Here is a 21,409-nt window from a genome sequence, read left to right as displayed (position 1 = left end):
GGCCTCATCAGCATCGGTTGGCACCCGGTACGCACTCGCCCGCACCGGCCCGATCCGCGCCCGGTGGTGCTCATCGCTTGTGGCGGCCACCGGGCAGGAACTCCTGCACCTTGGACTTCACGCCCTCACGGACCACCGACCAAGCCTCGGGGTCTCCCTTGAGCAGCGAGCTGGTCACCTTCTCCAACTGGTCGAGGTCTGCCCGGGGCGGGATCGGCGGCACCGTTGGGTCTGTGACGAACTCCAGCACGGTCGGCCGGTCGGCGGTCAAAGCCTGCCGCCACGCCTCGTGGATCCGGCCGGGATCATCGACCTTCGCCGCCCGCAAGCCCAGCTGGTCGGCGACTGCGGCGTAGCCGACGTCCGGAAGGCGCTGCGACGGGATGAACTGCGGAGCACCGCTCATCGCCCGCAGTTCCCAGGTGACCTGGTTGAGATCGCCGTTGTTGAGCACCGCGACCACCACCCGCGGATCGCTCCACTCCCGCCAGTAGTGCGCCACGGTGATCAGTTCGTTGATGCCGTTCATCTGCATGGCACCGTCGCCGACCAGCGCGATCACCGGGCGATCCGGGTGTGCGAACTTCGCCCCCGTGGCGTACGGAACCCCCGGGCCCATCGTCGCCAATGTCCCCGACAACGAACCCCGCATGCCAGCGCGGATCTTGAGGTGGCGCGCGTACCAGTTCGCCGCCGAACCGGAATCCGAGGTGAGGATGACGTCGTCGGGCAGTTGGGGCGAGAGCTCGTGGAACACCCGCTCCGGGTTGATCGGATCCGCCTCGACGTGCGCCCGCCGGTCCATGACCTCCCACCACTCCCGCACGCTGTCCTCGACGCTCGTGCGCCAAGAGCGGTCGCTCTTGCGCCGCAGCAACGGCAGCAGCGCGCTCAAGGTCCGCTGAGCATCGCCGAGCAGGTTGACCTCGAACGGATAGCGCATGCCGATGCGGTTCGGGTCGATGTCGATCTGGACCCCGCGTGCCTGCCCGAACTCGGGCAAGAACTGGCTGTACGGGAAGCTCGACCCAACCACCAGCAACGTGTCGCAATCACGCATGAGCTGGTACGACGGTTTCGTCCCCAGCAGCCCGGCCGCCCCGGTGACGAACGGCAGGTCGTCGGCCAGCACATCCTTGCCGAGCAATGCCTTCGCCACACCCGCGCCGAGTACGTCGGCGACCTGGACGACCTCGTCCGCGGCATCGCGCGCGCCCTGACCGATCATGATCGCCACGCGCTCGCCCGCGTTGAGCACCTCGGCCGCGCTGCGCATACTGGCCGCGTCCGGTAGCACCGAGAAGCCGGACATCCCGATGCTGGAGGGGACCATCTTGAATTCGTGCGTCGGCGCGCTGTACTCCAGGGTTTGCACATCGCCGGGAATGATCACCGCCGTCACCGTGTTGCGCGCATGTGCGGTGCGCATCGCCCGGTCCAGCACGTTGGGCAGCTGCTCGGGCACCATGACCATACCCAGGTACTCGCTCGCGACGTCCTTGTACAGCGCCATCAAGTCGACTTCCTGCTGATACGAACCGCCCGCGGCCGAGCGGGCGGTCTGCCCGATGATGGCCACCACCGGCACGCCGTCGAGTTTGGCGTCGTAGAGGCCGTTGAGCAGGTGGATCGCTCCGGGCCCTGAAGTAGCGGCGCACACGCCGACACGGCCGGAGAACTTCGCGTATCCGACCGCCTCGAACGCCGACAGTTCCTCGTGCCGGGATTGCACGAAGCGCGGCCGATCGCCGGCCCGCTCCCATGCGGCCAGCAACCCGTTGATCCCGTCACCGGCATAGGCGAAAACGTGCTCGACGCCCCACTCCCGCAATCGGGACAAGACGCGATCCGCAACCAACTCCGCCACGTTGAGCACCTCCTCGAAAAACTCAGGGGACAATCCCCAGGGCCGATCTACCCGAAGTGCCGCGACACTAACCACGGTCGGCCGTCCACCGAAGGCGACCGAGCTCTCGAAGTCCTGGGCCGACTCAGGAGGAAGGACTCGGCTGAATGCACGAGCGAGGCCCTCGACTTGCTGCCGCCAAACGCTCTGCCGCCGAGCACATCTCCCAGCGCAACAACGACGCAGCACGGCTCACTGGTTTCGCGGGCGGTCGGCCTCGGGTTTGCCGGGCAACCCACCGATCCCGTGCCGCGGTTCCGGCGAGCCGCTGGGCTCGACCGGAGACTCGCCAGCAGTGCCCTCGGCCTCCACCCGCCGGTCATCCTGCGCCCCGCCCGACGGAGTCGCGCCATCTCGCAACTCCTGCGACCGTTTCTCCAAGATCTCCATCACTTGAACCCGGTTGTTGTGCTCGCGCTCGTAATCCAGCAACTGCTGGATCTCCTGGCCATCCAGCGAGCGGATCCGGTGCTGCAAGGAGCCAACCGGTCCGTTGTCGTAGTCGATGAGGGGAAGCTCCTGCGGGGACATCTCTCCTCCTCTCCAGTCCTGCCAGCGGCGCGTGCAGCGCACGCACCAACCACAAGTGTTCCCATTCCCGGCAGGAACATGCTTAGCCCTAACCCACAGGCCTCTGGGCCCGATGTGTCGAGTGGCCGAACTGCCGCCCGCTCCGCCCGCTTGTAGCTGAACGCAGCCACGTCTGGAACCAGGACCACGCGAGCAGTCGCGTGGTCCTTCTCAGTCCTAGTAGCGGACGCCGATTTCCTGAAGCGTTTCATGGAAGGCCGCGCCGGCTCCGAGCCGGCGGACTCGACCTGCCCGCGGCGCCGTCTTCACGCCGGATCGCCCATCCAGCGTATCGCCGCACCATTTCTTGACGTCGTCGCCGACGGCAGCTTCCTTACCAGCGCTCTGCAGCCGAACGCGGTGACGATGCTCCGGGCTTGGTGGCATACGTTTCGAGCGCATGAAAGGGCAGTTCTTGCTGTTTTATGGGCAATTTTCCTCTCCTTTGTGCGGATCAGCGGCTCGGTCGTCCATGCTTGGAGTTGGGAACCCAGGGAGAGCCGCAGGAAGAAACGGTGGGGAGGTGAGGCGTGTTTTGATCAGCTGGGATCGCCAAGGTGACAATACCATCGTCATTTTCAGTCCTCGCCAGATCCGTTGGCTGCGGAAACACTTGACCGATTACCTGCATCGCGTGGATCGAGCACTCGGTGGGCGCTTCGACGATCCGGTAATCTCAAGCTTGTTCGGAGACGATTGCCTTCGCGAGCGCGACCTCTTTTCACGGTTCAGCAGGACTCAGGCAGCGATCACGACTCTGCTCAATGATTTACCCGACCGCGGTGGGGCCATCGTCATTCGCGATGGCCAGCACCGCATGACCTGGACCTGGACAGTTCACGAACTGCGCATCGCGCTCGCGGCACGACTCGGCCTGCCTTCGCTCGACGTTGCGAGGCAATCAGATCAGCCCAGTGCGCAAAACAGGCTCATGCAGTGGTTATCAACCGTAGCCGACACTCTGGCTACAGCAGGCGACCGCTCCTTCGTGTCCGAATGTTTCGAACAATGATTCCGGTCTCGCGTCGGCTAAAGGAGGACAACTGTGGTGCAGCAACAATCACGTCACGAACGTCAAGACGATGACGAGCAGGACTCGCACCAGAGTGAAACCGCCCGAACGACTGCACATGACAAGGAAAAATATAACAAATTTATGGAAGAATTGGATGAGCTGCTGCCCCAAACTGAGGGGGAGGCCAAACTCATCTGGGAAGGTTATATACAAAAGGGCGGTCAATGAACTTTCCCTCAGTTATTGACCCTAGGTGCTTGAAGTTCATTGAGCGTTATTCACGAGCGTTACCACCCAAGGCGGTAGAATTCGAGCGCTGCGATAATGCGGATGATGGTAGGCAGTTCGGCGAGGCGTCCCCGATAGCCGGTGGCGAGTATTTTCCAGTTCTTTACGTGGGCGATGCATCGCTCGACGGCAGACCGTATTGAGGAGATGGTCTTGTTGTTCGACTTGTCGTTTGTGGAGAGTTCACCGCCCTTGGGTTTCTTGCGTGGAGTGATCGCGTGAGTCCCTTGGTATGCGGGGTCGGCGATAGTAGGGGTGTCCGAGAGGCGATCTTCCCAACCGCACTCGTCGAATGCTTTGCGGTCATGCATCGAGCCGCGCATCGGCGCGGATATTCCCAACAGGTCACCATCTGTATCTGCTGCGATCTGGATGTTGAGGCCTGCGCGGCGGCGCTTGCCGGAGTAGTTGACCTCGTGACCAGCGCGGTTGCCGGTCGGGACATCGGTTCCGTCGACCAGGACGAGTCGGCCACGGATGGCATCCTTGAGATCTGGAATGTGCAGACATAATGCCTCCCCGATCAAGGGAAGAATCCCTCGATAGATCCGCGATACAGTCGGCTGGCTCAGACCGAATAAATCGCCGACAGCTGCCTGGTTTAAATTCTGTCGGACATACACCAAAGTGATCACGACAGCCCGATACAGTCCCACCGTCAGAGGCCACGGTTGCTTGCCGCGACACTGGACGATCTGCCAGATACGCACGACAAGCTCCTCGATCTGGTCAGCAGCAAGCCCTGTAGTAGACTGATAACGCAACGGCCCTACCTTTAAGTCGTCTTCTTTGGGAGAAAACGATCTTACCTGGTTGGGGTCGTTGCTCTATTTTGGGGTGATCACCCGCTGCCTGAATAACGCTCATTGATTGTTGAACACTTATTGTGACCATTGGTCAGAGGGGAGCCGGTCGCCGAAGCGTGCGGCGAACGCGTTGAGAGCTCTATTCATCCGTATGTTCCGGTTCCCCGGATGCCGGCCGCGCGGCCCAAGTGGACACGTCTATCAGGATCTCCGATCCCCGCCCTCGCTCTGGTAACCCGCGCTCACGCCAGGTGTCTCCTCCATCCTGACAAAGAGGGCGTCGCCCTTGCCCATGCAACCGGATCTCGCCAGACGGATGGCGCGGAAGGTCCGGCGAACCCGGCGAGAGATCTGCATGCCGACCGGGCACGTGCTCGAACCCCAGCAGCAGCCACCCGTCAGGACATCAGTCGCCCGCACACCCTCCCACCGCCGGAAACGATTCCCACATCCACTCGCGAATACATCGGGCCCAGCCTGGGAAACCCCATAGGCACTGATAAGGCCCGAAGAAGGAGAGTGTCATGGGAATTCTTAGCTGGATCCTGTTCGGGTTGATCGCTGGCGCGATCGCCAAGTTCATCTTGCCCGGCCGTGACCCTGGCGGGATCATAGTGACCATCTTGATCGGCATCGTCGGCGGACTACTCGGAGGCTGGATTTCAACCCGCGTAATGGGCGGCGCAGGCGTCAGCGGTTTCAACGTGATGAGCTTCGTATGGGCAATCATCGGCTCGCTCATTCTGCTGCTGATCTATCGGCTGATCATCCACCGCACCCACGCATAAGAGCAACATATGAACGACCGCATCACCCGTAGCGGTGCGGCCGTGTACACGAGAGAGACGTGGTTAGTCATCGCGAGGTAGCAGAGGGCCGAGCGGCCCGAGGTCCAGGTTGAGGTCCTCAACGGCGAAGCCGAAGCGGTCGCGGAGTTCGGCCATCGCCTCTTCCAGCTTCATCAGAGCCAGGCCCAGCTCTTCCACCTGGTCCTCGTCGAGCCCGCCCGCATCCACACGGCGCAGGGCCTGCCGTTCCATCAACTGGCGCAGCAGTTCGACGATAGTCAGGACGAGCCGGACCAGGTCACGTTGTACCGACTCCGCGTCGGTTTCGATGCGGTGCGGCAGTCCCCGTTGCCTCTCGGGTCGGTGGTCACGCGAAGATTCACCCATCGTCGACCTGCTCCCACGAGTCGGCATCCACCGTGACCTCGTGGATCGAGGTGATGATGGCCCGTAAAGACACCCGCACCAAGTCGACACCCGCCAGCGAGATGGTTACGTCGCCGGCCAGCACGACGCCGCCCGCCAACAACCGGTCGAGCAGGTCGACGAGTGCGATCTCCCGGGAGTCGCGAACTGTGAGCGGGCTGATGTCGCGGCCCGCGTCTTTCGCGCTCACCGCTGATCCGCACCTTCCACCATCGCGAACGAATACGGGGCCCACGGCCCGGTCAGCTCGATCCGCAGGGCACTCTCCGCGGCGATGCTCTCCACCGCCGCAATGAACTCCTCGGTGCGCGCATCGTCCACCAGGTAGGCACCGTTGAGCACCATCAACCCCTGGTAGCCCGCGAGATCACGATTCTGCGGCGGGTGTACCCGGTTCGCATGCGACAGATCGCTGAGCGCGGCGTGGACCTCCTCGGCTTGCTGCAACGCATCGCGCTCCGCCTCGGCCTGTCCCTTCCGCCGTTCCCGGAGCTTGCCGAGGTATGCCTGCCCCGGCCGCTCCTGGGACCCTCCGGGACCCGAGGCGGTGGGCTCCCGCTGCTCCCTCTTGCTGACGTCAGCGAACGCCTTGACGCCCCACTCGGCATGACCGGAGATAAGCTCCAGGATGTCGGCAAACGCGGGTCCGCGCTCCGCGAGAGCGGCCCGAACGCGGTCATCGCTGTAATAGACCGTGGCCAGGGCCAGCGGGGCGACAGGGGCGGCGCTGATCGCGGCCTCGACGACCCGGCTATGTGCCCGGACCGTAGTTTCCAGCCACCCCATGTCTTCCAGGTTCTTGCGCAGCCCTTGCTCGCCGAACTCGCCGGCGTCGACAGTGCTGACAAGTGCGGCAAGGCCACCGGAAGTGACCAGACGGACCTCCGACCCGGCGATTCCTGCCACACGCACGGAAATGTCCACGCCCGCTCGCAAGATCGCGTAGACGTAAGAAAGCGTTTCAGCCACGGTCCTGCTCCTCGGTGCTGCGTTCGCGCACCTCCCGATGAGGTTCGGGGAACGGCTCGTCCGCACCTTCCTCCAGCGCGGCCTCGGTCGTGCTGCGCCCGGATTCGAGTTCGCGCACCTGTGATCGCAGCGACCGGTTCTCTTCGACCAGGTCACGGTGGCCGGAGGACAGCGTCGGGTCGTGCTCCCACCAGTCGATCCCCATTTCGCGGGCGCGCTCAACCGAGGCGACGACCAGCCGGAGCTTGATCGTGAGAAGTTCGATGTCCAGCAAGTTCACCTGGATGTCACCGGCGATGACGATGCCCTTGTCCAGGACCCGTTCCAGGATGTCGGCAAGGTTCGCGGACTGCGGTTGTGCGGACGTCGCTCGCTCGCCGTACCACGTCGGTGCGCGGGCACCGCCTCCTCGCACCGCAGGAGCGGTGGCCCGGTCGCTGCCGTCATAGCCGTTCATCGTTCGTTGCCTCGCCCTCTGGCATAGCGGTCGACCCGGCGGTAAGAAACGAGATCACCGTCGTCGTCCAGTTCTGCCTCGTACACGGCCAAGACGTCGGCCGTGTCCGGAACCCGGCGGCTCTCGACCACCTCGACGCCTACGACCCAGCCCGTTTCGGACCGCTCGAGAGAAGTGACGCCTTCCGGCTGCCGACCGGTCAACTCGTGCACTTGGCGTACGGCCAGCCGGGCCACCTGGGCCGCTTTGAGTGAATGCTGTTCTTGCGCTCGGCCTTTGTCATCGTCGCTGTCGTGTTTTTGGCGCGCCCGCTCCGGATTCCGGCCCTGCTCCGGGCTGCTCTTGGTTGTCGGCGTCCTGGATGCCGGCTGCCGCGGGGGGTTGCGCCGACGGCGCTCCGCCGGCGGCTCGCGATCTCCTGATCCCTCGCGCCGCACCGTAGCCACCAGGTCACATCTCCTCTCCTCGACGTCGCCGCTGCGCCTCGAACAGCCTGTTCAGCAGGTCTTCGTGCAACCGGTCGCGTTCCGAGTCGGACAGCGCACCGGCCGCGTAGGCATCGTCGACGTCCGCAATCTGGCGCTGGATGAGCGCGGGGTCGTAATACTGCTGTTCTGCGTGCTGCTTCACCTGTTCGGCAACCCACACGACGCCCCGTACTGGTGCCAGGGGCAGCGTGAGAAGCCCGGTGATGAGTCCCATGTTCAGGCCCCCGGCAAGAAGTCGTAGGGCGCGAGCGGACCGATCAAGCGCAGGTCGATCCGTCCCGCCCACCGCTCCCCCAGTTCGTCCACGGCTTGCTCGAACTGCGGGATCTCCTCGCGATCGACTAGGAACGTGACGTGCACGGCATCGTCTTCGGCTGCGACCGCATGTGAAAGTGAAGCAGCGGAGGACGGTTCGAGCGAGGCTATCAGCGTCTCCGCATCGGATTCGCGTTTCTGGGCAACGGCGTTGCTGACAAGTTCACCCAGCCGCAAACGCTCTGCGTAGCCCGCGTCTTCCGGCAGACCGCTGAGATCTTCGCGGAGCTGTCGGACCTCGGGTACGTCAGCCACGATCTCGCGCAGGTGCGCGCTCTCCGCGTATCTGCCCCGAACGGTGAACTGAACGAGTCCTTCAAGTTCGGTGAGCATGGCCTCGAAGTGGTCGTGGTGGGGGTCCAGCAGCTCCTCAACGACCGCTTTCTCAGTTGTCACGACCGAGCCAAAACGCATCGGTATCACGGTCGTTTCGGCGGCGAGGGTGTCGAGGACACGCTCATGCGCAAGCAGATCCTCACGGGTGCCGAGCGGTCGAACCAGCCGCACCTCGCTGATCAACGCGGAGAGTTCGCCGCGCGAGGCCAGCACCACCTTGGCCTCGTCGCCCCCGACAGAGGGAAGCTCGTCCGGCAGCTCTTCCCGGCGACCGATGATGCCGTAGACATACACGGCTTTCTCGGTTCCTTCTTGCTCGGCGCCTTCTTGCTCGGTCCGGACCCCCTCGGCGCGCCTCGCGTGCGTGGTCATCGTTCACGCTCCCGACTCCGCGGTTCCCTGCGCTTGACGGGCTGCTTCTCCCGCCTCTCCGCCTGCTCACTACCCCGGAATTCGTCGAACTTGTCCTTGGCAGCGTCGATCACGCCTTTGGTCTTGCCTTCGACGCCGCTCTGCGTCATGCCCTCCATCAGCTCCGGAAGGTCCTTGCCGCCCTTCTGCTCCAGGTCCAGTCTGTTGGTCACCTCGGCGAACCGCAGGTAGGTGTCCACACTGGCCACTACGACCCGCGCATCGACGGTGGCAATCTCGATTCCCACCAAGGAAACCCGAACGAAGACGTCGATGACGAGTCCCTTGTCCAGGATAAGTTCGACAACCTCCGCCAAGTCGCCCGACGATCCGCGCTGCACCGGCGATCCGCCGCCCCCTTGCATGCTCGCGACGGTCATGTGATCACCTTCTCCGGCTGGACGTCACCGCTGCACGGCGACGCCGGCCGCGCTGGCCTTCGTCTTCGCGGGCTTGGTCCTCGTCGTACTTCTCCTCGCCTTCATCCTCGTACTCCTCGGCTTCCGACTCTTCGCCCCTCTCGTTCTCTTCGTCGCCGTACTCGCCCTCCTCTTCCTCTCCGTATTCCTCGGCTTCTTCCTCCCCTTCGTCGCCGTACTCGCCCTCCTCACTGCCCTCTTCGGCTTCGCCGTACTCGCCCTCGGACTCTTGCGGCTCTTCCTCGCCAGCCTCAGGGCCGTACTCCGCTCCTTCTTCCTCTTCGCGCAATGCATCTTCGTGGGTCTTAACGACCTCACGATCTCGGATCTCGCCACGCCAACCTTCGACCGCGTCCTGCTCCAAGATCGTCCGCGTCATCAAGTGCCGCTTGATGTACTTGAAGTCGGCGCGAACACGGCGGCCCTGCGCGCGCCACATGTACGCGGTCTTCTCGAAGAACCCTTGCGGGTAGTACTCGATGACTAGCAAGATCCGGGTCATATCCGGCGCGAGCTCGTGGAAGGTGACGGAGCCGTCCACTGTCCCCTTCGCGCCTGTTGAAGTCCACACGATCCGTTCGTCGGGAACCTGTTCGACGATGGTGGCTTGCCAGCTCCGCTTCGAGAGGAAGATCTGCGCCTGCCAGTTGACCTTTTCGTCGGACTCCTGATCCACGCTAAGGACTTTCTTCGTCATGCTCGGGAAATCCTCGAATCTGGTCCACTGGTCGTACACGACGCGAATCGGCAGCCCAACATCATTGTGCTCGATGATGTTCACTACCTTGGACTTCCCCTTCTTCCCTCCTTTTCCGCCGCCCATGCCCAGTGCGCCTTTGGCTTTTTCTGCCATACCCGTCAACCCGGCCTTCAGCGCCGACTTAACCGGGGATCCTCCTTCTGCCAGCTCCTTGCTGCCCGTAACCGCTGCCATCAGTCCGGCGCCACCGTTCTCCGCCGATTCGCTCAACCGTTCTGCCATTTCTTCGACCTTGTGGCCGACGAAGCCGGCCGCACGCTCCCCGGCCGACATCAGTAGCTCCTTGGCGCCGACCTTCAACGGCTCGAGCGGCAGATCTCGCAACAAGCCACCCGATCTGGATGCGCGATTTTCGCTGGACGGTTGCGCCATGGTCATCACCCAGCCCCTCAAGATGTCTTCCTAGGAACAGACGGCTTAGACCTGGGAGTCGCCGCCTGCTTGCGCTGGCCCTGCCCCGCCGAACCGCCGCTCCGGCTCCCAGCCCGTCCGCTCGCACCACTAGAGGACTTGCCTTGCGCACTGGATTGCGACGTCCGCACGGTTTCCTTCGCCTCGGTGGCAGACCTCGCCAACCGACCGCTCAAGGGTGTGGAGTGTTCGGGCGTGCGGTGGCGTTCCGTTCTGCCGTCTGAGGACTGCTCCGCAGCCTGTTCTTCGCCGTCTCCCCCGGACTCGATCTCGTCTTCGTCCGCTGCGGGAGGTTCTTCCGAGTTCGCCCTCCGCCGCATCGCCTTCTTGCTGAGGCTGGTCACTTCTTTCCCGGCGCCCGAGAGCTGCTCTCCGGCCCCTTCGACGTTGACCGTACGCAAACCGGCGGCACGTTCCGTTAGGCTGTCACCAAGCGATTCGATCTTGCTCGTCGCTGCCGCCAGCACTGCTGATTTGGCCGCGTCCAACAACCGCTCTCGCGCCTGTCCCGTAAGCTTCTGCACCTCAGGAGACGCTCCTAGTAGTTTGCCGCCCTTGGCCAGCAACTCTTTGGGATCTGCGAAACGTCGTCCCGCGAGCATCCCCGCAGCAGTGATCGCGAGCTTCATCTTGCGACTGCGCCCGAGGGCATAACCGACGGCTACTGCCAGCGCGATTTGAGGTCCCGATTTCATATCAGCTCCCTGCCCCGAAGTGCCGGGCGGGCCTGTTGCCCGCAGTCACGATCAACTCACGCAACCGAGTGCAGCCAGTGTCCGGCGTTACTATCTTGAAATCGACCTAGCGTCGAAGCCCGATCAGCCGACTACCACGATCATTTCAATAGGCTACCCACCCACTGACCGCCGGACACCTCCGCCACGGGTCGATTTCATGATCGGTTCTGATTTTGAAATTCATCAACCATCGCGGCTGTCCCTCACGATGGAATATGCCTAACTCGAAATCGAGATCACCGGACTACGCCGGCCCCAGGAGTTCCACGTCCACTCACCCAGTCTTGTAGCGGCCATGAAGATTCGGAGCAATGCAGTGGCCTTGATGGTCGAGTTCCACTGGGCGACCCCCTCCTGAGCGGGACCTCCGGCTCCCGAATTAGATGGCCGTGGCTCGGTACCGGGTCAGCGTTGGGCCCCCTTCTTCGCTGCCTTCTTCGCTTTTGTCTTGGGTGCCTCGCGTGCGGCCGGGATAGCACCCTCTGGCGGAACGATTGTCTCGTCCCTGCTCTCGCCCAGCGACGCAGCTCCTTCCCCTGGAGTGCCTTCGCCAGACGGCTGCTCGGCTTCGCTGGATTCGAGCGCGACCGAGCGAGTCATGCGATACGCAGCGTATGCAGCGCCGGCGCCAGCCATAACGCTTGCAGCGGTCACACCTGCGCGCTGAAGCCGTAGCCTTCTGTGATTCGAGGCTGCCCGGCGGCGGGCAGGCATGCTGCTCAGTTTCTTGCGTGCCAGCAGGCGCGCGAGGCGCAAGGCGGCTTTCCCCATGCGCCATCGGCCCAGCAGGTAGCCGACGAAAGCTGCCAGGTACACTTTGATCCGGACCAACATCACGACCCTCCCGATGCCAAGATCGCGGTATGCACGCCAACGTCCGAACACTTAAAAACTATGCTGCACTCTTCCGTTTCCAGCGTTTCCGTTTCCAGCGTTCAACGCGATTCGTCAGGGCTTCCCGACACAGTCAGTCGATGAAGGTTCAAGGGCTGTTAGCAGCGATGACGAGGGCATGTGCTCTGAACACGACCCGGGTCATGCAACTCTGAATCACCCCACAATCACCATAAAGTAAAAAGTTCCTCAGTACGCCGAACCCGCATCGTCCTGATCACCGCGACAACGATCAGGAACAACAAGAGCAGCACGAGCAACACGGGCCCCAACAGTAGGACAAGGGCAAGGCCAACGACCAGGAGAACCTTGACCTTGACGCTCAGTCCGGCGACCGCGGCCTTCACCGCCGGCCACAACGGGTGCTTCCCCCTAATGGCAGCGGAAAGCCCAGCCAGTCCAGATTGCACGCTCGGCGAACTGCTCGCCGAGTTGGCGAGTTTGTCCAACCAGGCGGGAACCTCTCGGTGTAGCACCTCGGAGCCCTTGACCAGCAAGTCGCGGACGATCCGCCCGGCGGCCTCCCGTAGCCATCCGGCCAATCGCGCTAGGAATTTCCGAGGCCTGGCCCCGGCCTTGTCCAGCGAAGCCATGCACCGAGGCTACCCCACTGGTGCCTGTCGATAACCGATCTAGTGCCCCAACTGTCCGGGGCGACGACGGGCACAAGTAGTTCACACTTCGTGGTTTCAACCGCCGGAACTGGGGAACACCGAGCGCAACAGCTCGGACATCGCCGAGGTCGAGTATGCGCACTATTGGGCGGACGCGATCTCCGGCAATGCGATCAGCGCCGGAGGTTTGCGATGACCCGGATCAAGGTGTTTCTGGCGATCGTCATCGGTTACGTGCAGAGGTGGTTGATGAAGCTTAAGCTGCGAATGACCGCCCGTAACGTGGGCCGGAAGCTTCGCCATACCGTGGGTAGGAAGTTGCCGAACGTCCCGCTAGTCCGTGAGCGGGCCCAACCCGTTTCGAAGCGCGCTGGTCGGACCATTTCCGACGCTGCCACGGACCTGCCTAAGTCTCGCACTGGACAAGTAAAGGAAAAGATTGGCGAATCCAGTAGTAGCGAGGGACGGCTCGGACGGCTGCGCACAGGCGTGACCCGCAGTATCGGGATGGTCGCGGCTACCACAGGCGGCGCCCTTACCCGAGCCGGTGAGAGGCTGAAGGGCTCCGACGACGGCGCTCGAACACCGACCGATGCCGGCATGACCCCGCAAGCCCCGCAAGCCAAAGGTGCCGCAAAGGAAAAGGAAGGCCGACCGGCGCGCGGGGCCGACCGGAGCACATCCAGGCCGCGCACCGAGAAGACACATACCAAGAGCACACCGAAAGAAACCGGTTCCCACGATGCGACAGCGCGCGGGACAGGAGAGAGCGGCAAACCGGTTCGCAAGCGGCGCAGCCCGGTGCGGGCACCACACCCACACCCACCCGCATCCGGCAAGAGAAGCACCCACCACCACGAGTAGGCCCGCATCGCGCCGAGCAGGTATTCGTGCCGTGCGGAAGCGTGCGCACTGTAGGGTTGTGATCACCTCCCGTACCCGCTTTTGCAACGGCTTGCGGTTGATAAAGGGGACGGTGAGGGCCGGGGGATTCTCGGTCGGCCATTCACCTAGATGATTGATTCCGTGAAGATCACGTGACGGGAGGGTCGGTGAGTGGGTAGCGGAGAAGGGTGTTCAAGATCAATGTTGAATAAAGAACTAAACACCCTTCTGACCGCACTCTACGTGCTCGCCGACGACCACGTTGTTGGCGCCCGCACAGGGTCTCGGACGCTGGCGACGACCTCTGGCCGTCGTTCGTGCGTCGTGCTTCCCAGCAGGTTCGGCAGGGTGCTCTCCGCGAGCCAGCGCGCGGTGCCCTCGCGTTCCGCTCGATCCGCGACCGTGAGGCGGTTGACACGCTGCTCGTCGTTGTCGGCGACAGCCCTGGTGTCGACGAGAAGCAGACCCGCGACCCGTTGCGGCGCGGCCCGCGAAGGTCGCCACCTGGCCGTGAGTGTTTTTGGGCGCCATAGCACCGAAAAACGCTCACGAACCTCGGTCCTGCACCGCACACACCCAACCGTCTGATGTGGACCGCACCACCGGCTGCCCAAGACGTCGCGACCGCTTCCGCCGCCGGCTCGGTGTGCACCGGGGATGGGATGCCGGTCATGTGGTGCCTGGCCAACCCCAAGATCGGCGAACGTGAGGTGCTGGCGGCCTTGCTCGACCACAACCACCCTCTGATCCGTGACGGCCAAATCCCGCTGACCGACAAGGGCTTCTCCGGCAAGGACTTCAAGAAACTCACTGAGGCGATGGCTCTGCGTCTGCTGCGCCCGGACCGCTAGGACGAGACCTACCGCAACGGCAACCTCGGCGGAATACGCCAGTGGATCGAGTCGGTCAACCAGACACTCAAGGGACAACTCGGTCTCGAGCAGCACGGCGGGGGGTGGGGGCGGTGGTGAGCGCTGTGTTCCGAGGTGGCCCGTGCGCGGTTTTCGGGGCTACAGCGCCTGAAATCGCTCACGACACTCGCGCTGGCGGTCGTGATGCTCTGCGGTCATCCGGCAGCCCGAACATGACCGGGGTGTGCTCGGCCACCGCATACCGCAGTTGCGCTGCCGGCGAGCACATCAACGCTTCCTGCTCACCGGGCCTGCGACCCCGCCGACGCCCGGCAAGACCCTTCGAACCCTGTTTCCGCCACGCCTGTACCCATCTGGACACCGACTACGGCGCTACCGCGAACACCCGCGCCACCTCAACCTGCGTCATCCATGGACAGCCGCGACCACCCTGCGCCGCAGATCCGCACACCAGCGATCACGCCAGACCAACGAAGATCGCACCCTTACGTTTCCGATCAATAAATCCGGGGGCCTCCGCACTACGTTCCTCCGGTGAAGCGGCCTGGCCGCGGTGTCGGTGCCGCTCGCGTGCTATTGCCGTGTTCGTAGTCTTTCCTGCGCGCGTCGGCGTATGAGGATCGGCAGGAAGGTTCCTATGGTGGCTTGCGGTATCAGCTCGGCGGCTGCGGTGTTGATCGCGTGCGAGATCTGTCCGGGCTGTGCGTCGGGAACTGGCCGGATAGTTCTTCTCGTACCAGGTCCAGTTCTCGTTGAAGCCGCGCGTGATCGATGCCCATCATGGGTTCATCGCCTGTCGGCTGGAGGCAGGCGCTTTCGCCGCTGGCGAGTCGTCGGCCGTTCTCGGCGCTCGGGCGTCGTGCCTGCCCCGAAGTTGTCCCGAGTCGGGCCCGACGATGGCTGCGGTGACGGGATCCTGGCGGCCACATATGGAGGTTCACCATTGTTGGAGCAGGAGGCTGATGGCGGTGGCGGCGGTCGCCATGCCCGCGGCGATCATCCAGCCGTGCGGGAGTAGCGGGCTGGACCCGAAGAATTGGCTCAGCCCGGGCGTCTGGACGACGGCGGCCAGGGCCACGAACGAGACAAGCGCACACCCCACGACCAGTGGTGTCCGTCCGCGCACGACCAGGGTCTGTCCGAGCTGGGCGGCGACCAGCGCCACGAGCGCGACCGTGTTGGCCTGGCGCAGGGATCCGGTCGCCCTGCCCAAGATCCACGCACAGATCGCGGCCCCGGCGGTGACCGCGGCGCGGCGGTAGATGTCGTGGGTCAACGCCGCGCCCAGCGAGGCTTCGGGGCCTTCGGCCAGCAGCATCTCGGCGGTGATCGTCGGCGGTGGCCTTACCGCGATCGCCATCGCCGGGAGGATGTCGGTGAGCAGGTTGACCAGCAGCAGCTGCCGGGCGTTGAGGCTGCCCCCGCCGTTGATCAGACCGGTGACGACGGTAAAGCCGATCTCGCCGAGGTTTCCGCCGAGCAGGATGGCCAGCGAATCGCGCACCGATGCCCACATGGCGCGGCCTTCCACGATGGCGTCGACGATGGTCTCGATGCGGTCGTCGGTGACCACGAGGTCGGCGGCCTCGCGCGCCGCAGGGGTTGCGCGCTGCCCCAGCGCGATGCCGATGTCGGCCAACCGGATCGCCGGGGCGTCGTTGGCGCCGTCCCCGGTCACCGCGACCACACGGTCGTTGCGCTGCAGGGCGTCGACGATGCGCGCCTTCTGTGCCGGGCTGACCCTCGCGAACACCGCGACGGTGGCTACTTCCGCGGCCAGTTGGTCGTCGTCGAGGGTGTCCAGTTCGGTGCCGGTCATGACGCGGCGTTCGTTGAGCGCGTTGAGTTCGGCGGCGATCGCCTCGGCGGTGCTGGGGTGATCGCCGGTGACCATCACGACCTCGACACCTGCCTGCTGGAGCTGTGCGACCGCGGCGGCCGCGGTGGGCCGTACCGGGTCGGCCAGCGCGACGAATCCGATCAGCCGCAGATCCCGGATCCGGGACTCGTCGAGATCACTGCGGTCCGAGGCGGCCCGCTCGGCGACAGCCAGCACCCGGTAGCCCTGCCGGGCGAGGTTTTCGGCAACGCGCTCGACGTCTCGACCAGCGGTACCCTCCAGCGGAACGTCGCCGTCTGGTCTGCGCCACCGGGTGCACTGGGCCAGCACGATCTCCGGGGCACCTTTCACACTCAGCAGATTGCCGTCGCTGAAGGTGCCGAGCACCGCGTGGTAGCCGCGGGAGGGCTCGAAGGGCATCTCGTCGATCGGCACCCAGCCCTGCTTGCCTTCGGCCGGGTGCACTCCCGCGCCGCGCGCGCCATCGACGACCGCGCGATCGGTGGGATGCGGGAGCAGTTCACCGTTGTCCACCAACGGACTTGCCCGCAAGGCACCCGCGAGCACTCGGCGTTGCACTGTGGATATGTTTTCGAGCCACCGGCTCGACGCGCCGTCGGATACCCGCCGTAGCGCGATCCGCCCTTCGGTGAGGGTGCCGGTCTTGTCGAAGCACAACACCTGCGCCCGGCCCAGCGCCTCGATCGTCGCGGAGTTGCGCACCAATGCCCCGCGTTTCGACAGCCGCCGGGCGGCCGCGAGCTCGGCGACGGTGGCAACGAACGGCAATCCCTCGGGAACGGCCGCCACCGCCAGGCTCACCGCCCGCCCCAGCGATGTCCCCAACCGACGCCCGCGCAGTATGTCCGTGACAAGCAGAATCCCACCCGCTCCCAGGCAGATCGGCACGGTCACCTTGGCCAGCGTCTGCAGGCGAGCCGCGACACCATCGGCACCTCGCCGGACCTCGGGCCCGATCGCGCTGCCGGCCTCGGTGTCCGCGCCGGTCGCGACCACGACACCCACCCCTCGCCCGGCGGCGACCGCGGTGCCCCGGTAGATCATGCAGGTCCGGTCCGCGACCGGCACCGCCGGAGTCGCCGTCACCGTCTTGGTGACCAGCATCGACTCGCCGGTCAGGCTCGACTCATCGAGCTCCAGCCCGTCCGCCTCCAGGAGCCGGCAGTCGGCCGGAACGGCATCCCCGGCCACCAACTCCACCACATCGCCGAGCACGAGCTGGTCAGCGGGCAACTGCGTCACGTTTTCCTTGCGGCGCACCACAACCCGAACAACGCTGGCCGCCAGCAGCTTGTTCAACGCACGGTCGGCGGTGATACGTTGCACGCCGCCGATCAACGCGTTCATTCCCAGCACGCCCAGGATGATCGTCGCGTCCGCAACGGCACCGATGCTCGCCGAGATCGCGGCCCCACCCGCCAAGGCAGGCGTCAGCGGACTCGCCAGCTCCTCCAGCGACGCCCGCAGCACACCCATCCGGCGGAAGTCCGCTCCTTCGTCGTGATCCGGGAAACGCTGGCGCGCCGAGTCATCGGTCAGTCCCTCTGGTGAACTGTCGAGCAATTCCAGCACCGTGCCGGGCGCCATCGCATGCCAGGCAGTGCGCGGCACGGCGCGCGGAACCGGGCGCCACGCAGCCTGCATCCCCCACCACGTTCCCGCTCCCAGCGCGATCGCCGCACACACGGCCACCGGAATTCCAGCACGGGCCTGACTCCCGATAGCGGGCCCGAACGCGGCTAGCGCCGCCCCGCCGACCGAACCGATCAACGACAGCTGCGCGCTGCGCCTGCTGACCTGACGCGCGGTCGACACGTTGCGCAACAACGCACACGGCTCCCCCAGACTCGCGCCCGCGATCAGGTGCGCACCCCACGGAACCACACCATCACGGGTCACACCGAAACCGACATCCGCAGCCGCCAGCGCCGCTCGCGCCTGCGAGGACACCACGGCAACGACGCTGCCCTCCCGCTGCATCTCCCGCACCACGGAAGCAAGCCGCACCCCACCCGCAACCACGCGATCAACGCCGATCCGCGCCGCCAACCGGCCCCCATCCCCAGCGACGACCACCGACCCGACCCCGCGAGCCGCCGCGACCAACTCCTCGGCGAGAGGATCCAATTCCTCGGCGGCAAGGACCCACGCAACCCTCCGCGAATCGTGGCGCAGCGCGAACACCTCAATTCCGGGCCCCGCCGCGCCACGCACATCAGAAGGCAACCGCGACCGAGCCACCGAAGACAGCGACCAACCCTCACGCCGCGTGCCATCCGCCTTGGTCACACCCACCAAGTGGTGCGCACGTTCCCACAGCTCAACGGCCGCGTGATCACCCTCCGCGGGAATCACGTCATGCACCAGCCGAACACCGGTGCGCACAACGCCGGCGTCGATCACCACCGTGTCGACCCGGTCCAACCGCCGCAACACCCGGGGTTCGAACACCAGAGTCGTCCGCTCGGACAACCCATACCCGAGCTGAGCCGCGAACGCGCCCCGGCCCACCAAAGCCGCGCGCGGCGCGCCCGCGACCAACATCGCCTGCGCACGCTGAAAGCTCCGCGTCACCCCGAGCATGCCCGCGAACGCCGCCGGCCCGGCAAGAGCCGAACCGTTCGCGGCGCGCTCGACCGGGCCGTCGGGCAACGGCACAGGGCGCGCCACGACCGCCACCGGCTTACTGCGGTGACTGGCGGGATGCCTGCCGACGCCGGCTTCCCACCGGGCCCAGCTACGCTGCGCGGCCTGGGTCTCCCGCAACAGAAAAAACCGGTACGCCGATTCCGCCAGCAAGCTCGACCGGCGCTGCGCAAGCGTGTTCGCCACCGCGCTGCCGATCCCGAACAGCACATCGGTGGCCGTCTTGCCCAGCCGAGTTTCCAACGGCCCCCGGACCCGGGAAGCCGATTCCCCGGTCGACACCAGCGCCGGAACAGACGGCGGCAGGGCGGGCAACGGCAGCAGTTCGGCCCCCATCGTGATCGCAGCGCCGGCCAGGTTCGCGCCCAGCATCGCCACCTCAGCGAACACCTTGACCGGATTGTCCGGATGATCGGCGCTGACCGTCGCGAACGGTTCCCCGTCCAGCCCCGTTTCCGCCTCGGCGTCCTCCACCGCGCCCACCAGCCCGGCGATCCCCACCAGGTCCGGATCGTGCCCGATGACCACCCGCCCCACGGCGGCGTTGATCTCGACCCAGGCAACGCCCGGCACCTTCTCCAGACGCCGGACGACCCGCTCGCCGGCATCCTCAGATCCCGGCTGGTGAACACCGCGCACCTCTACGTGCGCACGCCCATCCGACGCCCAAGCCCGCCGCCCGCTCTCCAAGCCCGCGATGCTCCTCGCGGCGGCCGCCACCGGAGCTACGATCTGCGAGGCCAACGCGCCCAAGGTACGCAGCATCGAACACCCTCAACCGTCCGACACGCAGCCGGCCGACGCCCATGGCACCCCCGCGCCCGTCGCCTCCACAACCGGCCATTCGAGCACCCCACCGTCCCGCACCACGCGGGCCGCGTCCTGCCCACCACACCGCACCCAAACACCCGGCCGACGAAACCCCACCGCGACGGGCAAGCTGACCGTCCCGGCTCGCGACCACGCCCCATGTCGCCGCGCGCCCGCACCAGGCGTTACGTTCTGCACTGTCCTAGCCACGACCACCTCCCGCCCACAGATACCGTGGTGAGTCCGAGCGTAGGACCGGCGAGCGAAAAGCGAACCTCGAAACAGCCCTACACCCGTCCTCTCCGCGGCCCGCGAGCCGATCAACAACACCGACAGGCTCCGCCCCACTGCTCGACCCGCCAACACGCCAGTACCGCTGAGCTGAGAGCATCCAGCACGTACAATCCGCAGGAAACTCTTTCTGATCGGCCTGGCCCGCGATGAATTCGAACTCTACCTGTTCCCGCTCGCGAACCAGGCCGCCGCTTTTTTCAAAAAGCGATATACATCTGGCCCGGGCATAGCCCTTGCGCAGCTTCTCCAGATCCGCCCGGCGAACTCCGTCGACTCGCCATCCCCGTCCTTCCTGCCGCCAGTGAACATTATGATCACTGTCGACGGAAGCGGGATCACTTCAATCCGTTATTCGCCGTTGCGCCGTTCGAACTAGAAGGTGCCGTGCGGGAGGTAGCGTTCGGGATCGACGCCGGACGCAACGGCGTAACGCGACGCGGCTAGCTTGTCCGGCGGCCGCTGCGCCGGCGTATCGGTCACCTCGGCCATGCTCGGTACGGTCAACGTCATTGTTTTGCCTCTTCCCCCACACTGGCACTCTCGACACCGGCACGGATGCCGCTCGCGGGTCGATCATGCGGCCGCACCGCGATCACACAGCCGATGCTGACTGCGATCGCGACCAGCCCGTACAGCATGATCGGCACCCACGAATCGGTGAGCTCGAGCAGCGACGCGGCGACGAACGGGGCGATTCCACCGCCGAGGATGCCCGCGAGCTGGAAGCTGAACGACATCCCGCTGTAGCGCATCTCGGTGGAGAACAGCGTGGACATGATCCCGGCGTACGGCGCCCAAAAGGCCTTGCCGGCGATGCCGTTCGTCAGCGCCACCACCAGGATGGCGAGTGTCGGCTGCCCGGTGTTGAGCAGCGGGAAGAATGCGGCTACGCCGATGGCGAGCCCGACCAACCCGTACACCGACAGTCTGCGCGCGCCGACCCGGTCGGCGAGCGCGCCCAACGACCCGGCGGCGCGGGAGCGCCGGCGCCGGCAAGTGGTGGCAGGTGCGTATTCGCTGCGGCGGCGGGAAGGTGCGCGGGTGACGATCGCCGCGATGGGTGCCGTGGTGCCCGAGGCGCTCGCGGCAGCCGACCGGCTCGAGGCCGTAGGCACGATCGCCGACGTCATCTGCGTGACCAGCCCCGACCTGCTATATCTCGCCGTGCGCGCGCGCCAGGGGTTTGAGCAGGCAGAGTCGTGGATCGTGGACCAGGTGTTCGCTGCGGACCGGGCGACACCGCTGGTCACCGTCCTCGATGGACATCCACACACACTGTCGTTCCTGGCCACGATTAACCGGGTGCCGACTTCCGCGCTTGGAGTCACGCGGTTCGGTCAGTCGGGCTCGCTCGAGGACGTGTACCGCTACCACGGGCTCGACGCCGACAGCATCGTCCGTGCCGCCCTCGACCTCGCCGAATGACGTTAG

General features: G+C 65.3%; 22 protein-coding genes and 2 pseudogenes. 5 read left to right on the top strand and 19 right to left on the bottom strand.

The window, feature by feature from the left end; genetic code table 11:
- Positions 1–70 precede the first annotated feature (70 nt).
- The gene (locus tag FDZ84_RS27575; protein ID WP_168588249.1) at positions 71–1,867 is read right to left on the bottom strand and encodes a thiamine pyrophosphate-requiring protein; all 1,797 of its coding nucleotides are present in this window, start codon (positions 1,865–1,867) and stop codon (positions 71–73) included.
- Positions 1,868–2,098: 231 nt separating this feature from the next.
- A complete protein-coding gene (locus FDZ84_RS27570) occupies positions 2,099–2,437 on the bottom strand; it encodes a hypothetical protein (protein ID WP_168588248.1) in 339 nt (112 codons plus the stop codon).
- Positions 2,438–3,011: 574 nt separating this feature from the next.
- Here FDZ84_RS27570 and FDZ84_RS27565 point away from each other — a divergent pair.
- The gene (locus tag FDZ84_RS27565; protein WP_168588247.1) at positions 3,012–3,488 is read left to right on the top strand and encodes a hypothetical protein; all 477 of its coding nucleotides are present in this window, start codon (positions 3,012–3,014) and stop codon (positions 3,486–3,488) included.
- Positions 3,489–3,521: 33 nt separating this feature from the next.
- Complete coding sequence (locus tag FDZ84_RS27560) at positions 3,522–3,719, top strand: ubiquitin-like protein Pup (protein WP_168588246.1); 198 nt, start codon at positions 3,522–3,524, stop codon at positions 3,717–3,719.
- 59 nt (positions 3,720–3,778) lie between these two features.
- On the opposite strand, the gene FDZ84_RS27555 is transcribed toward FDZ84_RS27560, so the two are convergent.
- A complete protein-coding gene (locus FDZ84_RS27555) occupies positions 3,779–4,543 on the bottom strand; it encodes a transposase family protein (RefSeq protein WP_168584374.1) in 765 nt (254 codons plus the stop codon).
- Between the two features lie 566 nt (positions 4,544–5,109).
- Here FDZ84_RS27555 and FDZ84_RS27545 point away from each other — a divergent pair.
- Positions 5,110–5,373, top strand: coding sequence for a GlsB/YeaQ/YmgE family stress response membrane protein (locus FDZ84_RS27545; RefSeq protein ID WP_168588245.1), 264 nt, complete (start codon positions 5,110–5,112; stop codon positions 5,371–5,373).
- A gap of 63 nt (positions 5,374–5,436) precedes the next feature.
- Here FDZ84_RS27545 and FDZ84_RS27540 read toward each other — a convergent pair whose 3' ends face one another.
- The 12 genes from FDZ84_RS27540 to FDZ84_RS27485 all read right to left on the bottom strand — a co-directional run bounded on the left by FDZ84_RS27540 (position 5,437) and on the right by FDZ84_RS27485 (position 12,589).
- Positions 5,437–5,760 carry a gas vesicle protein K gene (locus FDZ84_RS27540; protein ID WP_168588244.1) on the bottom strand — a complete coding sequence of 108 codons (324 nt, stop codon included), beginning with the start codon at positions 5,758–5,760 and terminating at the stop codon, positions 5,437–5,439.
- Entirely contained in the window at positions 5,753–5,989 is a 237-nt protein-coding gene (locus tag FDZ84_RS27535) for a gas vesicle protein (protein WP_210435140.1), read from the bottom strand. The genes FDZ84_RS27540 and FDZ84_RS27535 overlap by 8 nt, the downstream gene beginning before the upstream one ends.
- On the bottom strand, positions 5,986–6,768 hold the full coding sequence (locus tag FDZ84_RS27530; RefSeq protein ID WP_168588243.1) for a GvpL/GvpF family gas vesicle protein: 783 nt from the start codon (positions 6,766–6,768) through the stop codon (positions 5,986–5,988). Before FDZ84_RS27530 ends, FDZ84_RS27535 begins: the two co-directional genes overlap by 4 nt.
- Positions 6,761–7,225 (bottom strand): gas vesicle protein, encoded by a 465-nt coding sequence (locus FDZ84_RS27525; RefSeq protein ID WP_168588242.1) that lies wholly within the window; start codon positions 7,223–7,225, stop codon positions 6,761–6,763. Before FDZ84_RS27525 ends, FDZ84_RS27530 begins: the two co-directional genes overlap by 8 nt.
- Positions 7,222–7,671 (bottom strand): gas vesicle protein GvpO, encoded by a 450-nt coding sequence (gene gvpO, locus FDZ84_RS27520; RefSeq protein ID WP_246868469.1) that lies wholly within the window; start codon positions 7,669–7,671, stop codon positions 7,222–7,224. The genes FDZ84_RS27525 and gvpO overlap by 4 nt, the downstream gene beginning before the upstream one ends.
- A 4-nt stretch (positions 7,672–7,675) precedes the next feature.
- A complete protein-coding gene (locus FDZ84_RS27515; protein WP_168588241.1) occupies positions 7,676–7,927 on the bottom strand; it encodes a gas vesicle protein GvpG in 252 nt (83 codons plus the stop codon).
- A 2-nt stretch (positions 7,928–7,929) separates the two neighbouring features.
- Complete coding sequence (locus tag FDZ84_RS27510) at positions 7,930–8,736, bottom strand: GvpL/GvpF family gas vesicle protein (RefSeq protein ID WP_210435139.1); 807 nt, start codon at positions 8,734–8,736, stop codon at positions 7,930–7,932.
- Positions 8,733–9,155 carry a gas vesicle protein GvpJ gene (gene gvpJ / locus FDZ84_RS27505; RefSeq protein WP_168588240.1) on the bottom strand — a complete coding sequence of 141 codons (423 nt, stop codon included), beginning with the start codon at positions 9,153–9,155 and terminating at the stop codon, positions 8,733–8,735. Before gvpJ ends, FDZ84_RS27510 begins: the two co-directional genes overlap by 4 nt.
- Positions 9,156–9,159: 4 nt before the next feature.
- Positions 9,160–10,326, bottom strand: a complete 1,167-nt coding sequence (locus FDZ84_RS27500; protein ID WP_246868468.1) for an SRPBCC family protein — start codon at positions 10,324–10,326, stop codon at positions 9,160–9,162.
- A 17-nt stretch (positions 10,327–10,343) separates the two neighbouring features.
- The gene (locus FDZ84_RS27495; protein ID WP_246868467.1) at positions 10,344–11,060 is read right to left on the bottom strand and encodes a hypothetical protein; all 717 of its coding nucleotides are present in this window, start codon (positions 11,058–11,060) and stop codon (positions 10,344–10,346) included.
- A gap of 447 nt (positions 11,061–11,507) precedes the next feature.
- Positions 11,508–11,936: a hypothetical protein gene (locus tag FDZ84_RS27490; RefSeq protein ID WP_168588238.1), complete on the bottom strand. Its 429-nt coding sequence runs from the start codon at positions 11,934–11,936 to the stop codon at positions 11,508–11,510.
- 227 nt (positions 11,937–12,163) lie between these two features.
- Positions 12,164–12,589: a hypothetical protein gene (locus FDZ84_RS27485; RefSeq protein ID WP_168588237.1), complete on the bottom strand. Its 426-nt coding sequence runs from the start codon at positions 12,587–12,589 to the stop codon at positions 12,164–12,166.
- 1,550 nt (positions 12,590–14,139) lie between these two features.
- Between FDZ84_RS27485 and FDZ84_RS27480 the strand changes: the two are divergent.
- A pseudogene (locus tag FDZ84_RS27480) lies at positions 14,140–14,448 on the top strand (IS982 family transposase); the annotation flags it as partial.
- A 492-nt stretch (positions 14,449–14,940) separates the two neighbouring features.
- Here FDZ84_RS27480 and FDZ84_RS41070 read toward each other — a convergent pair.
- The 4 genes from FDZ84_RS41070 to FDZ84_RS27465 all read right to left on the bottom strand — a co-directional run bounded on the left by FDZ84_RS41070 (position 14,941) and on the right by FDZ84_RS27465 (position 20,898).
- On the bottom strand, positions 14,941–15,090 hold the full coding sequence (locus FDZ84_RS41070; protein ID WP_371812921.1) for a three-helix bundle dimerization domain-containing protein: 150 nt from the start codon (positions 15,088–15,090) through the stop codon (positions 14,941–14,943).
- A gap of 214 nt (positions 15,091–15,304) precedes the next feature.
- Positions 15,305–19,639 carry an HAD-IC family P-type ATPase gene (locus FDZ84_RS27475; protein ID WP_168588236.1) on the bottom strand — a complete coding sequence of 1,445 codons (4,335 nt, stop codon included), beginning with the start codon at positions 19,637–19,639 and terminating at the stop codon, positions 15,305–15,307.
- 711 nt (positions 19,640–20,350) lie between these two features.
- Complete coding sequence (locus FDZ84_RS27470; RefSeq protein WP_168588235.1) at positions 20,351–20,488, bottom strand: hypothetical protein; 138 nt, start codon at positions 20,486–20,488, stop codon at positions 20,351–20,353.
- A complete protein-coding gene (locus FDZ84_RS27465) occupies positions 20,485–20,898 on the bottom strand; it encodes a hypothetical protein (RefSeq protein WP_371812691.1) in 414 nt (137 codons plus the stop codon). Before FDZ84_RS27465 ends, FDZ84_RS27470 begins: the two co-directional genes overlap by 4 nt.
- Before the next feature lie 28 nt (positions 20,899–20,926).
- Here FDZ84_RS27465 and FDZ84_RS27460 point away from each other — a divergent pair.
- A pseudogene (locus tag FDZ84_RS27460) lies at positions 20,927–21,403 on the top strand (transketolase C-terminal domain-containing protein); the annotation flags it as partial.
- Positions 21,404–21,409 lie beyond the last annotated feature (6 nt).

The sequence above is a fragment of the Saccharopolyspora sp. ASAGF58 genome (genome assembly GCF_012277335.1).
Lineage (GTDB): Bacteria > Actinomycetota > Actinomycetes > Mycobacteriales > Pseudonocardiaceae > Saccharopolyspora > Saccharopolyspora hattusasensis.
Note: the sequence above shows the minus strand (reverse complement) of the source record. Positions and strands in the feature narration are given on the sequence as shown.